Below are 11754 nucleotides of genomic sequence, written 5' to 3'. Positions count from 1 at the left end.
TCGATCGCCGCGAACACATACTTCGGCTGGAAATGAATATCCGCGATCACCGGGATCTGCGACTTCTTCGCGATCACCGCCAACGCGTCCGCATCGTCCTGCGTCGGACACGCCACCCGCACGATCTGACAGCCCGACGCCGTCAGCTCCGCGATCTGCTGCAACGTCGCACCGATGTCCGACGTACGCGTCGTGGTCATCGACTGCACCGACACCGGCGCGTCCCCGCCCACCGCAACCGACCCGACCTGGATGCGCCGCGAGGGGCGGCGCATCGCGAGCGGCCGGGCCGGCAGCCCGGGGAGACCCAGTACGACGGGTTCTCCAGGGGTCATGACGTCACCGGTTCCCGGAGACCGTCTCGCGCGCGGCGCGCAGGGATTCCTTCAGCGATCCCATGGTGGCGAGCACGGCGGTGGGCTCGTAGCCGCAGTGCGCCATGCAGTTGGCGCAGCGCGGGTCCTTGCCCCGGCCGTACTTGTCCCAGTCGGTCTCCTCGATGAGCTGACGGTACGTCGGTACGTAGCCGTCGCTCATCAGGTAGCAGGGCCGCTGCCAGCCGAACAGCGAGTAGTTCGGGATGGCCCACGCCGTGCACGGGAAGTCCGCCTTGCCCTCCAGGAAGTCCAGGAAGAGCGGCGAGTGGTTCAGCCGCCAGCGGGCCCGGTTGCCGCCCGCGAAGGTCTTCTTGAACAGTTCGCGGGTCTGCTCGACGCCCAGGAAGTGCTCCTGGTCGGGTGCCTTCTCGTAGGCGTAGGCGGGCGAGATCATCATCTCGTCGACCTTCAGGTCGTCATTGAGGTAGTTGAGGACCTCGATGATGGTCTGCGGGGTGTCGGTGTTGAAGAAGGTGGAGTTCGTGGTGACCCGGAATCCGCGCCGCTTGGCCTCCTTGATCGCCGCCACGGCCTCGTCGAAGACGCCTTCCTTGGCGACGGATTCGTCGTGCCGTTCCCGCAGCCCGTCGATGTGCACGGCGAAGGCGAAGTACGGGGAGGGCGTGAATTTCTCGATCTTCTTCCGGAGCAGCACCGCGTTGGTGCACAGGAAGACGTACTTCCTGCGTGCCACCAGCTGCCGGACGATTTCATCGATCTGCGGGTGCATCAATGGTTCGCCGCCTGCGATGGAAACCATCGGGGCGCCCGATTCGAGCACGGCGCCCACGGCCTGGGCCACCGGCATGCGCTGTTTGAGCACACCGGCCGGATGCTGGATCTTCCCGCAGCCCTCGCACGCGAGATTGCAGGCGTACAAGGGCTCCAGTTCCACGATCAGCGGGAATTTCTCCCGCCTACGGAGCTTCTGTTCAATGAGGTACGTCGCAACCTTGATGGACTGACGGAGCGGCATGGCCATCTGGCTCACCTCCTGGGGAGCAGCAAAGATCGGTGCCATTCGTAGAAAGCCGGCAGGACAGCACGGAGAACTCGGAAAGCCGATATTCCACCGCGTACGGTCCCGATGCGGACGAGCTCATGCTCCGGAGCATCCACGACCACCCGTACGGCGGCAACCGGGCGGGGCCCGGACCGCAGAGCGGCGCGCAGCGTGGCGGCGGACTCCATGTCCACCGCGACGGCTCCGGTGGTCCGCAGCCCGGCCCGCTCATGTCCGCGTACGACATGGGCGGAGCCGGTCAGCGGACCGGTGTGGACGGCGCGGCCGGGCACCGCCCTGGCCAGGGCCTCGGCGAGCAGGCCCGGGCCGGTACAGGCCGTCGAGTCCCCGGCCTCCCGGGTCTCGTCGGCGACCACCAGGTCCCCGGGGTGCATGCCGGGCAGCAGCCCGGCGCAGAACCCGGAGGCGAGGACCGCCGTGCCGGGCGCCCGGCCCTGACCGAGCGCCCGTGCGACGGCCGCTTCGGCGGCCCTGGGCCCCATGCCCGTACGGAGTACGGTCACCGGGCCGGGAGCGGCGCCGGCCCTGCCCCGGCCGCTGCGCAGGGCGAACTGCTCGATGCCGAGCGCGCAGGCGATCAGCAGCGGCGCGGCGGGGCCGGCCGTCCCCGGGCCGTCGGCCATCAGGCCCCCTTGCGGGTGGCCGTGCGGTCGGCGAACGGCTCGCCGTACACGTACCGCCCGAGTGCGGTGAGCGGGAACACCTGGCGGTAGAGGTGGTAGTTGATGGAGAAGTCCCACGGGAATCCGGTGCCGGTGAAGTACGGCTCGTCCCAGGAGCCGTCGGCCTGCTGGGTGGCGGTGAGCCAGGCCACCCCGCGTCGGACGGCGACGCTGTCGCGGGCTCCCGCGGCGAGCAGCGCGAGCAGGGCCCAGGCGGTCTGGGAGGCGGTCGAGGCGCCGTGCCCGATCCACTTCTCCTCCCGGTAGGAGCGCAGGTCCTCGCCCCAGCCGCCGTCGTCGTTCTGCACGGACTCCAGCCAGCCGACCGCGCGGCGGATCGCCGGGTGGGTCACGGGCAGTCCGGCGGCCACCAGTGCGGGCACCACCGAGCCTGTGCCGTATACGTAGTTGACGCCCCAGCGGCCGAACCAGGCGCCGCTCGCCTCCTGTTCGGCGAGCAGCCATTCGATGCCCCGCCGGGTGACCCGGTGACCGGCCCGCCCCTCGACGGCGAGCATCTCCACCACGTGCCCGGTGACATCGGCGGACGGCGGGTCGATGACCTCGCCGAAGTCGCAGAAGGGCAGCCGGTTGGGGAAGGCGCTGGTGTTGTCCGCGTCGAAGGCGCCCCAGGCCCCGTTGCGGGACTGCATGCCGATGTTCCAGCGGACGCCGCGCTTGATGGCGGCCTCGATGCGGGCCCGGTCGGGGTGGCGGACCCGGCGCAGCGCGAGGACCACCTCGGCGGTGTCGTCGATGTCCGGGTAGTTGTCGTTGTGGAACTCGAAGGCCCAGCCGCCCGGGTTGAGCCGGGGGCGGCGTACGGACCAGTCGCCGGGCCGGACGATCTCCTCGCCGAGCATCCAGTCCGCGGCCTTCACGAGCGCCGGGTGGTCGGGGCCGACCCCGGCGTCGGCGAGCGCGATGGTGGCGAGGCAGGTGTCCCAGACCGGGGACTGGCATGCCTCGATCATGCGGGCGCCGTCCTCGCGCCACACGGCGAACCGGTCGAGCGATTCGAGGCCGGCGCGCATCACGGGGTGGTTCAGGTCGTAGCCGAGCAGGTGCAGGGCGATGACGGAGTACACCGCGGGGGGCTGGATGCCGCCCCAGCAGCCGTCGTTCTCCTGGCGTTCGATGATCCAGCGGGCCGCGGCGTTCATCGCGGTCCGGCGCAGCTTGCGCGGTGCGATCCGGTGGTAGACGTGCAGCGCCTTGTCCAGGCGCTGGAAGACGCCGTCCCAGCTGGCGGCCGGTGCGGGGCGTCTGGGCGGGTTCGGGTTGTCCGGATCGGTGTGCAGTTCGTCGAGCGGGAAGGGGGCCGGGCGTACCGGGCGCTTCGCCGAGACGATGGTGAGCGGCACGATGGTCTGGCGGGCCCAGCAGCCGAAGTCGTAGATGTTGAGCGGGGCCCATTTGGGAAAGAACATCAGCTCGGGCGGGAGTTCCGGCAGGTCGTCCCATTTCCACCAGCCGAACAGGGCGAGCCAGATCCGGGTGAAGACCCGGGCGGCCGCGATGCCGCCCTGTTCCCGGATCCATCCGGCGGCGCGGGCCATGTGGGGTTCGTCCGGCCGGTCCCCGGCCAGGCGCAGGGCCACGTACGCCTCGATGGTGGTGGAGAGTTCGCCGGGGCCGCCGTGGAAGGTCGCCCAGGTGCCGTCACCCAGCTGTTCGCCGCGGATGAAGCGGCCGGCCGCCCGGACGGTGTCGGGGTCCTGGATACCGAGGAATTGACGGAGCAGCAGGTCCTCGGCGTCCATCGTGACGTTGGTGGCGAGGTCGCCCTTCCACCAGCCCTGCTCGTCCTGTCTGCCGAGGAGGTGCTCCACCGAGCGTTCCGCGGCCCGCCGCGCGGCGGCGAGCACGTCGTCCGCGGCGATGGTTGTGTCGGTCGGTTTACTGGCCGAGGCTGCGCGGGGGTTCACGGCCCCGGTGCTTCCGTCGGTCGTCGCTGTCATGGCTTCCCCTTCGTGCAGTCAGGTCCTCTGCTGTGCTGGGGTCTCCGTCGGCCGGCGCCCCGGCAAGGGCGCCGGCCGGCGACTGCGAGTCATATGGAGCAGATAGTGATCATCTCTTTCGTACGACGACGAAGTCCGCGAGCGCTGTGAGCTGCGCCCGCACGGTCTGCGGCATGTCGATGCGGTGCAGCGCCTCGATGGCGACCGCATGCTGTCGACGGGCCTCCTGGGCGGTCCACTCGCGACCGCCCGCCTCCTCGATGAGCGCCGCGCGGGCGGCGAACTCCTCTTCGGAGAAGCTGTCGAAATCGCTGCTCTTGGCGTCGGCGGCGAGCAGTTCGCCCAGGCGCTCCGACGCCGGGCCGCCCGCGGCGAGGGCGGCGACGACCGGCAGGGACTTCTTGCGCTGGCGCAGGTCGCTCCAGGTCTGCTTGCCGGTGGACTCGGGGTCGCCCCAGATGCCGAGCAGGTCGTCGACGGCCTGGAAGGCGAGGCCGAGGTGGTAGCCGTACGCCTCCAGGGTGTCGGCGGTCCGGTCGTCGGCGCCGCCGAGGACCGCGCCGATGGAGCAGGCGCAGGCGAGCAGGGCGCCGGTCTTGTTGCCCTCCATCTCCAGGCACTCCTCGACGGTGACCCGCTCGCGGTGCTCGTAGGAGATGTCCTGGGCCTGACCGTCGATGAGCTTGCGGCTGGCCGCGGTCAGCCGGCGGGTCGCGCGGCCCGCCTCCACGGTGCCCAGTTCCAGCAGGACCTCGTTGGCGAGGGCGAAGAGCGCGTCGCCGACCAGGATCGCCTGGGCGGGGCCGTGCACCTTCCAGACGGTGTCGCGGTGGCGGCGCTGTTCGTCGCCGTCCATCAGGTCGTCGTGCAGCAGCGAGAAGTTGTGCACGAGTTCGACGGCCACGGCGCCGGGGACGCCGGCCTCGGCGGCGGCGCCGGCGGCCTCCGCGGACAGCAGGGCGAGGGCCGGGCGGACAGCCTTGCCCCCGTCGCCGTCGGCGGGCTGTCCCTGGGCGTCGATCCAGCCGAAGTGATAGGCGGCGACGGTGTCCATGGGCGGTGCGAGCCGGTCGACGGCGGCCCGGAGGACCGGCGTGGAAAGGGCCCGTCCGCGCTCCAGAAGCGCGGTGACGTCCGTGGTGTCGGCCACGGGGTCGAAAGCCGGATTCGCCGGGGTCACTGACTCTCCTCTTGTTCCGGTGGTACTGCTCATGCCGCCTCCTGCAGCGGATGTTCTTGGGGGCGGCCGAGCGCCCGGAGGGCCGCGTCGGCCGCGCTGAACCCGCTGCGGACGGCACCCTCCATCGTCGCGGGCCAGCCGGTGGCCGTCCAAGCCCCGGCCAGGCAGAGGCCGGGGGCACGGGTGCGGGCACCCGGCCGCAGCCGGCCGACACCGGGGGCGGGGGCGAAGGTCGCCGTGCGCTCCCGGGTGACGAAGAAGTCCCTGATGCCGGCCCCGCATGCGGCCGGCAGGAGCCGCTCCAGCTCGGGCAGGTAGCGGCTGCGCAGTTCGGCGACGGGGAGGTCGATCTCCTCGTCGGCGGCGGACTGGGACACCGCGAGGTACTGCCCGGGGCCGGTGAGGCCCGAGGCGTCGGTGCGGTCGAAGACCCACTGGACCGGGGAGCCGAGCGCGGCGAAGAAGGGGCGGCGCAGCACCTTGCGGTCGTAGACGACGTGCACGTTGAGGATCGGCGAGGTGCCGATGTCGAGCAGCCGCCCGGGTTCGTCGAGCGCGCCTTCGGGCAGCAGGTCGTGGGTCTCGCGCTGGGGTACGGCGAGGACGACGGTGTCCGCCTCGATCCGTTCGCCGCCGGTGTCCACGATCCAGCCGCCGTCTCCCGTACGGGCGATGGCGGAGGCCTTCGTGCGGAGCTCGGTGCGGACTCCGGCGGAGTCGAGGGCCTTGCGTGCCAGCGTGTCGTGCACCTCGCCGAGGGGCACGCTCGCCCAGCCGATGTCGGCGGCGCCGGGCTCGGAGAGGAGTCCGGTCTTGAAGACCTTCGCGGCCAGGGCCAGCGAGGAGTTCGGCGCGGTGGCATTCAGCGTCGCGACGCCGACCAGGTCCCACAGGGCCTCGATGGTGCGCGGCGACTGGCCGTGCCGGGCGAGCCAGCTGGCGAAGTCGACGGTGTCGAGGGCGGGGTCGTCGGGGTCGAGGCGGCCGAGCGCCAGTGCGGCGCGGCCGACACCGGCCCGCTCGGCGAGCGAGAGGTGCGGGTAGCCGGCCAGTCCGGCGGCCAGGTGGAAGGGCACCGGCAGTGCGTTGCGGCGCAGCCGTCCCAGCCGGGGGCCCGAGGGGCGTCCGACGTCGAGAACGGGCACGTCCAAACGGTTTTGCAGGGGCGCCAGACGGGTCCCGTCGACGCGGTCGAGAAACCAGCGGTAGGCGGTGCAGCAGCGCAGATAGACATGCTGTCCGTTGTCGACCGTCAGTTCGCCGCGCCGGAAGGAGAAGACGAGGCCGCCGAGCCGGGGCCTGCCTTCGAGCAGGGTCACGTCAAGCCCGGCGTCGGCGAGACGCAGCGCCGAGGTGACGCCGGCGAGACCGCCACCGATCACGACCGCGCGGGAGGAGCGCGGGGTGTCGTCCGTCATGCGTCCTCCTCTCGCCGGGTCACTTCAGTCAGGGACGCGGCGGCGCCGCGGAGGGTTGATCGCCGGGCCGATCGCCTCTCCGTGTTGCACATGGTGCGCGAGAACTCCGCACGGCGCATCAGACACGCCCCCGGGTGGTGCGCCGGGAGATGTACCGGGCGTCGAGCCCGGACAGTCCGCGCACCGCCACGTACGCCTTCTCGTGGCCGGGCAGTGAGACCCGGCCGCGCAGCACCGCCTCGGGGTCGCGCTCGATCCGGTCGAGCAGCCGCCGGTAGATGCCGGCCATGGCCGCGACACACGCGCCGCTGCGCCGGTCCAGCATGGGCAGCAGCCGGTAGCCCTCGGCGAACAGCGTGCGGGCGCGCCGCACCTCGAAGTGGACGAGGCCCGCGAAGTCGGCGCCGGGCGGCGGGGTGGCCCGGTGGAAGCCGGCCGAGCAGCCGAACTTGGCGAGGTCGTCGGCGGGCAGATACGTGCGTCCGTTGCCGGCGTCCTCGCGGACGTCGCGCAGGATGTTGGTCAGCTGGAGCGCGAGGCCGAGCGTGTCGGCGTACTCCGCGGCCCGGTCGGCGCCCGGGGCGCCGGGCTCGGTGCCGAAGACGCCCAGGCTGAGGCGGCCGATGGCACCCGCGACACAGCGGCAGTAGACCTTGAGGTCGTCCCAGGTCTCGTACGTCGCACCGCGCACATCCATCAGCACGCCGTCGATGAGCTCGTCGAGCCCGCCGAGCGGGAGCGGGAATCTGCGCGCTGCGTCGGCGAGCGCGACGGCCACCGGGTCGGTGTCGTCCTCGTCGACCGCTCCGTTCCGGATCCGGTCCAGAACGTCGCGGGTGCTCTCCAGGCGGGCCCGCTTGGTGTCCGCGTCCAGCTCGCCGTCGCCGATGTCGTCGACCCGACGGGAGAAGGCGTACAGCGCCGACATGGCCTGCCGCTTCTCGGCCGGCAGCAGCCTGATGCCGTACGCGAAGTTACGCGCCTGCTGTCCGGTGACCGCCTCGCAGTAACTGTATGCGGCCTGTACCGGTGCCGACATGTACGTCGTCTGTCCCTCCACGGTCCGGCTCACCCCTCTCTACGCGCTCTTCGCAAGACAACTCCCACCTCGCGCAGCAGGCTGGGCTTGGTGGGCCTGGGCGGTCCGGGCAGTACGTCGAACCCGGCGGCCGCGATCGCGGTGAGGGCGGCGCGCCCCCCTCCCACGAATCCGGCGAGAAGCAGCTTGAGCCTGCCGTGGACGCTACCCACCAGCGGGGTGCCTTCATTCAGCAATTCCCGAGCGCGTTCGGCTTCGTACGCGACCAGTGAACGCACCGACGCGCCCCCCGAGGGGGCGGCCAGACCGGCCTCCGTGACATGGAACCTGGCCATGTCCTCGGCGGGCAGATAGATCCGGTCGCGGCCGAGGTCCTCGGTGACGTCCTGGAGGTGCTCGACGATCTGCAGGGCGGTGCAGACGGCGTCGGAGCGGCGGATGCGTTCGGGGCTGGCGGTGCCGGTGATCTGCAGGACCAGCCGGCCCACCGGGTTGGCGGAGAGCTCGCAGTAGGCCAGGAGCTCCTCGTACGTCGCGTAGCCGCGGACCTTCTGGTCCTGCCGGTTCGCCTCGATGAGGCCGAGGAAGGGCTCCGGGGTGAGCGCGCAGCGCCGCACGGTGGGGAGCAGGGCGCGCAGCAGGGGGTGGCGGGGTCCGTCGCCCGAGGTGTCGAAGACCCGGTGCAGGTCGGCCTCGAAGGCGTCGAGCACGGCGAGCCGGTCATCGGCCCGCGCGGGATCGACGCCGAGGTGGCGGGCGTCGGCGCCACCGGGGGTGAGATCGCCGTCACCGATGTCGTCGACCAGGCGCGCGTAGCCGTAGACGGCCATCAGGTCGTCGCGCCAGGCGCGGGGCAGGAAGAAGGGGGCTACGGGAAAATTCTCGTCCGCTGCCTTGTCGAGGGTGCTGGGTACGGCGCCTTCGGGGTGCGCCTGCCGGGTACGGGTCACCACGGACCGCCCGGTGCTGGGACGGCGTGAGCACCTCGGAGCTGGAGATTTTCCGTCATTGCCGTCACATCTCCCGTTCTACACTGCTGACCCAAAACATCCCATTCCGGACACGCCGCCCGCTCTGCCGAGTGCGGAGCGCTGCCTACGGGCCGTACGGCCAGGCACTATCGCCCCACTTGCCTCGAATCAGCACCGCTACAGCTTACGTTGTACAACGCTCATCCATACGGCGGGGTGTCGGGCGCGTTGCGGTAACGCTTTCCACCCCGCCAACCTTCCCCGCACACAAGGGGATTGACGTCATCCGACGGGACGAGATCCGGACCGCGGCATACCGCCGGGCGCGGAGAGCGCCGGCGGCGTGCCGCGGTCCGGACACCGGGGCGGCCCCCGCCGGAATGGTCCGACGGAGGCCGCCCCGGTGTCGCGGGACCGGACGAAACGCTACTTTCCGGTCTCGCGCTCGTACGCCTTGATTACCTCGTCCGTCGGGCCGTCCATCAGCAGCTCGCCCTTTTCCAGCCACAGCACCCGGTCGCAGGTGTCCCTGATGGACTTGTTGCTGTGGCTGACCAGGAAGACGGTGCCGGCCTCCTTGCGGAGCTCCCTGATGCGCTTCTCGGAGCGGATCTGGAACTTGCGGTCACCGGTCGCCAGCGCCTCGTCGATCATGAGGACGTCATGGTTCTTGGCGGCCGCGATGGAGAACCGCAGGCGTGCGGCCATGCCGGAGGAGTACGTACGCATCGGAAGGGTGATGAAGTCGCCCTTCTCATTGATGCCGGAGAAGTCGACGATGCCCTGGTAGCGCTCGCGGATCTCCTCGCGCGACATGCCCATGGCGAGACCGCCGAGCACCACGTTGCGCTCACCGGTCAGATCGCTCATCAGCGCCGCGTTCACCCCGAGCAGCGAGGGCTGCCCGTCGGTGTAGACCTTGCCGTGCTCGGTGGGCAGCAGGCCGGCGATGGCCCGCAGCAGGGTCGACTTGCCGGAGCCGTTGGTGCCGATGAGGCCGATCGCCTCGCCCCGGTAGGCGGTGAAGGAGACGCCGCGGACGGCGTGCACCTTGCGCACCCCGCGCGATTCGCCCTTGCCGCGGCGCATGATCCGGCTCAGTGCCGCGGTCGCGCTGCCCTTGCCGCCCCCGGCGCCGTTGACGCGGTACACGATGTGCACATCGTCGGCGATGACGGTGGGGACGCGCCCCGGAGTCTTGTCGTCAGCCACGGCCGTACCGTTCCTCTGCCTTCCAGAAGTACACGAAGCCCACCAGGCCGGTCAGGACCGCCCAGCCGAGCGCCACGACCCAGACGTGCGCGGGCAGGTTCCCCGAGCCGTAGCCGTCGATCAGCGCGAAGCGGACCAGGTCCATGTAGATGGCCGCCGGGTTGTACTGCAGGACGTTGGCGATCCAGTCCGGCTTGTCCTTGAGCATCACCGGGATGGAGAACATGACGCCCGACGCGTACATCCAGGTCCGCATGACGAACGGCATCAGCTGCGCGAGGTCGGGGGTCTTGCTGCCGAGCCTGGCCATGATCAGCGCCAGGCCGGTGTTGAAGACGAACTGCATGACCAGCGCCGGGATGATCAGCAGCCAGGAGAGGCTCGGGTAGCTGCCGAAGGCGATGGCCACGGCCCCGAGCACGATCATCGAGAAGAGCAGCTGCTGGAGCTGCTGGAGCGAGAACGAGATCGGCAGCGAGGCACGCGGGAAGTGCAGGGCCCGGACCAGTCCCAGGTTGCCGGAAATGGCCCGCACGCCCGCCATCACCGAACTCTGGGTGAAGGTGAAGACGAAGACGCCGGTCACCAGGAACGGGATGAAGACCTCCTGGGTCATTCCCTTCCTGGTGCCCAGGATCAGCCCGAAGATCAAGTAGTAGACCAGGGCGTTCAGCAGCGGTGTGGCCACCTGCCAGAGCTGGCCCAGCTTCGCCTGGCTGTACTGGGCGGTCAGCTTCGCCCTGGAGAACGCCATGATGAAGTGGCGCCGGCCCCAGAGCTGCCGGAGGTATTCGAAGAGCCCTGGCCGGGCGCCGCTCACCGTCAGGCCGTACTTGGCGGCCAGGGCGGCCGAGCTCAGGCCGTCGTCGGCGGATGGTGGGGTACTCAATGCGACCGCACCATCATGGGTTGTGTCACTCACCAGATGAAACTCTCGTATTCAGGATGCGCAGCCAGTCGCGGGCGCGGCTCGGAGCGGACAGGTCCCGTGAAGAAAACGTACGTCCCATGCTCTCAGAGGTGAGCCTCTCAGATCACGGGAGGTCGGCCCAGTCTGGTCAGCCGCCAGACCGTGCGCCATTTCATCGGGCGGCGGGTGCCGCAGGGTGTGGCCCAGCCCTCCCGGAAGCCGCCGAGCCACGCCTTCAGCGCCGGGCCCGAGGGCTTGCGGACCAGGGTCAGCAGCAGCCACACCCCGAGATAGACGGGGACCAGCGGAGCGGGCAGATTGCGGCGGGCCAGCCAGACCCGGTTGCGGGCCACCATGCGGTGGTACACCGCGTGCCGCGAGGGGGCGGTCGTCGGGTGGTTGAGGACCATGTCCGCGCGGTAGTCGATCATCCAGCCGGCGTCCAGCGCCCGCCAGGCGAGATCGGTCTCCTCGTGCGCGTAGAAGAACCGGCCGGGCAGCGGCCCGACCTCGGCGATGACCTTGGTCCGTACGGCGTTGGCGCCGCCCAGGAAGGTCGTCACGCGTGAGGAGCGCATCGGGTCGGCGGCGCGCAGCCGGGGCACGTGGCGGCGCTGGGTGACCCCGGTGTCCGGGTCGGCGATGCGGAAGCTGATGATGCCCAGCCCGGGATCGGCCTCGAAGGCCTGCCGGCAGAGCTCGGCGGTGTCGCTGAGCGGCAGCAGTCCGTCGTCGTCGAGGAAGAGCAGGGCGTCCACGTCGGCGCCGGACGGGCCGAAGGCCTCGATCCCGACATTGCGGCCGCCGGGGATGCCCAGGTTCTCGGGCAGCTCGACGGTCCGCACGCCCGCGGGGACGTCCGGCACGGGGGTGCCGTTGCCGACGACCACCACCTCGACCCGGTCGCCGTCCTGCCCGGCGACCGAATCGAGGAGAGCGCGGAGCTCGTCGGGGCGGTTGCCCATCGTGATGACGACCGCGCCGAGCTTCATGGGGGTGC

At 70.9% G+C, this 11754-nt stretch carries 11 protein-coding genes; all 11 read right to left on the bottom strand.

The annotated features are described in order from the left end of the window. On the bottom strand, nt 1–335 hold a 335-nt coding region (locus ABZ622_RS21605), incomplete at its 3' end, for a flavodoxin-dependent (E)-4-hydroxy-3-methylbut-2-enyl-diphosphate synthase (RefSeq protein WP_360545443.1). Nucleotides 336–339: 4 nt separating this feature from the next. Further along, a complete protein-coding gene (hpnH, locus tag ABZ622_RS21600) occupies nt 340–1359 on the bottom strand; it encodes an adenosyl-hopene transferase HpnH (protein WP_124720629.1) in 1020 nt (339 codons plus the stop codon). Between the two features lie 5 nt (nt 1360–1364). After that, nucleotides 1365–2024 carry a 1-hydroxy-2-methyl-2-butenyl 4-diphosphate reductase gene (locus ABZ622_RS21595; protein WP_360545441.1) on the bottom strand — a complete coding sequence of 220 codons (660 nt, stop codon included), beginning with the start codon at nt 2022–2024 and terminating at the stop codon, nt 1365–1367. Then, nucleotides 2024–4024 (bottom strand): squalene--hopene cyclase, encoded by a 2001-nt coding sequence (gene shc, locus ABZ622_RS21590; RefSeq protein ID WP_360545439.1) that lies wholly within the window; start codon nt 4022–4024, stop codon nt 2024–2026. The genes ABZ622_RS21595 and shc overlap by 1 nt, the downstream gene beginning before the upstream one ends. 109 nt (nt 4025–4133) lie before the next feature. Next, nucleotides 4134–5237 carry a polyprenyl synthetase family protein gene (locus ABZ622_RS21585; protein WP_360545437.1) on the bottom strand — a complete coding sequence of 368 codons (1104 nt, stop codon included), beginning with the start codon at nt 5235–5237 and terminating at the stop codon, nt 4134–4136. Then, nucleotides 5234–6622: a hydroxysqualene dehydroxylase HpnE gene (gene hpnE, locus ABZ622_RS21580; protein ID WP_360545435.1), complete on the bottom strand. Its 1389-nt coding sequence runs from the start codon at nt 6620–6622 to the stop codon at nt 5234–5236. The genes ABZ622_RS21585 and hpnE overlap by 4 nt, the downstream gene beginning before the upstream one ends. A gap of 118 nt (nt 6623–6740) precedes the next feature. Next, nucleotides 6741–7661 (bottom strand): presqualene diphosphate synthase HpnD, encoded by a 921-nt coding sequence (hpnD, locus tag ABZ622_RS21575; RefSeq protein WP_360545433.1) that lies wholly within the window; start codon nt 7659–7661, stop codon nt 6741–6743. Between the two features lie 29 nt (nt 7662–7690). Continuing rightward, entirely contained in the window at nt 7691–8611 is a 921-nt protein-coding gene (gene hpnC, locus ABZ622_RS21570) for a squalene synthase HpnC (RefSeq protein WP_360545457.1), read from the bottom strand. Nucleotides 8612–9058: 447 nt separating this feature from the next. Further along, the gene (locus ABZ622_RS21565; protein WP_360545431.1) at nt 9059–9844 is read right to left on the bottom strand and encodes an ABC transporter ATP-binding protein; all 786 of its coding nucleotides are present in this window, start codon (nt 9842–9844) and stop codon (nt 9059–9061) included. Continuing rightward, nucleotides 9837–10766 carry an ABC transporter permease gene (locus ABZ622_RS21560; RefSeq protein WP_360545429.1) on the bottom strand — a complete coding sequence of 310 codons (930 nt, stop codon included), beginning with the start codon at nt 10764–10766 and terminating at the stop codon, nt 9837–9839. The genes ABZ622_RS21565 and ABZ622_RS21560 overlap by 8 nt, the downstream gene beginning before the upstream one ends. A 107-nt stretch (nt 10767–10873) precedes the next feature. Further along, nucleotides 10874–11746 carry a glycosyltransferase gene (locus ABZ622_RS21555; RefSeq protein ID WP_360545455.1) on the bottom strand — a complete coding sequence of 291 codons (873 nt, stop codon included), beginning with the start codon at nt 11744–11746 and terminating at the stop codon, nt 10874–10876. Nucleotides 11747–11754: the final 8 nt, after the last annotated feature.

The sequence above is a fragment of the Streptomyces sp. NPDC007164 genome, assembly GCF_040634135.1.
Classification (GTDB): Bacteria; Actinomycetota; Actinomycetes; order Streptomycetales; family Streptomycetaceae; genus Streptomyces; species Streptomyces sanglieri.
Note: the sequence above shows the minus strand (reverse complement) of the source record. Positions and strands in the feature narration are given on the sequence as shown.

What these genes read in the sequence shown, in the direction of transcription:
- hpnH (WP_124720629.1), bottom strand. Translation starts at nt 1,359, where the DNA reads ATGGCCATGCCGCTCCGTCAGTCCATCAAGGTTGCGACGTACCTCATT.
- ABZ622_RS21595 (WP_360545441.1), bottom strand. Translation starts at nt 2,024, where the DNA reads ATGGCCGACGGCCCGGGGACGGCCGGCCCCGCCGCGCCGCTGCTGATC.
- shc (WP_360545439.1), bottom strand. Translation starts at nt 4,024, where the DNA reads ATGACAGCGACGACCGACGGAAGCACCGGGGCCGTGAACCCCCGCGCA.
- ABZ622_RS21585 (WP_360545437.1), bottom strand. Translation starts at nt 5,237, where the DNA reads ATGAGCAGTACCACCGGAACAAGAGGAGAGTCAGTGACCCCGGCGAAT.
- hpnE (WP_360545435.1), bottom strand. Translation starts at nt 6,622, where the DNA reads ATGACGGACGACACCCCGCGCTCCTCCCGCGCGGTCGTGATCGGTGGC.
- hpnD (WP_360545433.1), bottom strand. Translation starts at nt 7,661, where the DNA reads ATGTCGGCACCGGTACAGGCCGCATACAGTTACTGCGAGGCGGTCACC.
- ABZ622_RS21555 (WP_360545455.1), bottom strand. Translation starts at nt 11,746, where the DNA reads ATGAAGCTCGGCGCGGTCGTCATCACGATGGGCAACCGCCCCGACGAG.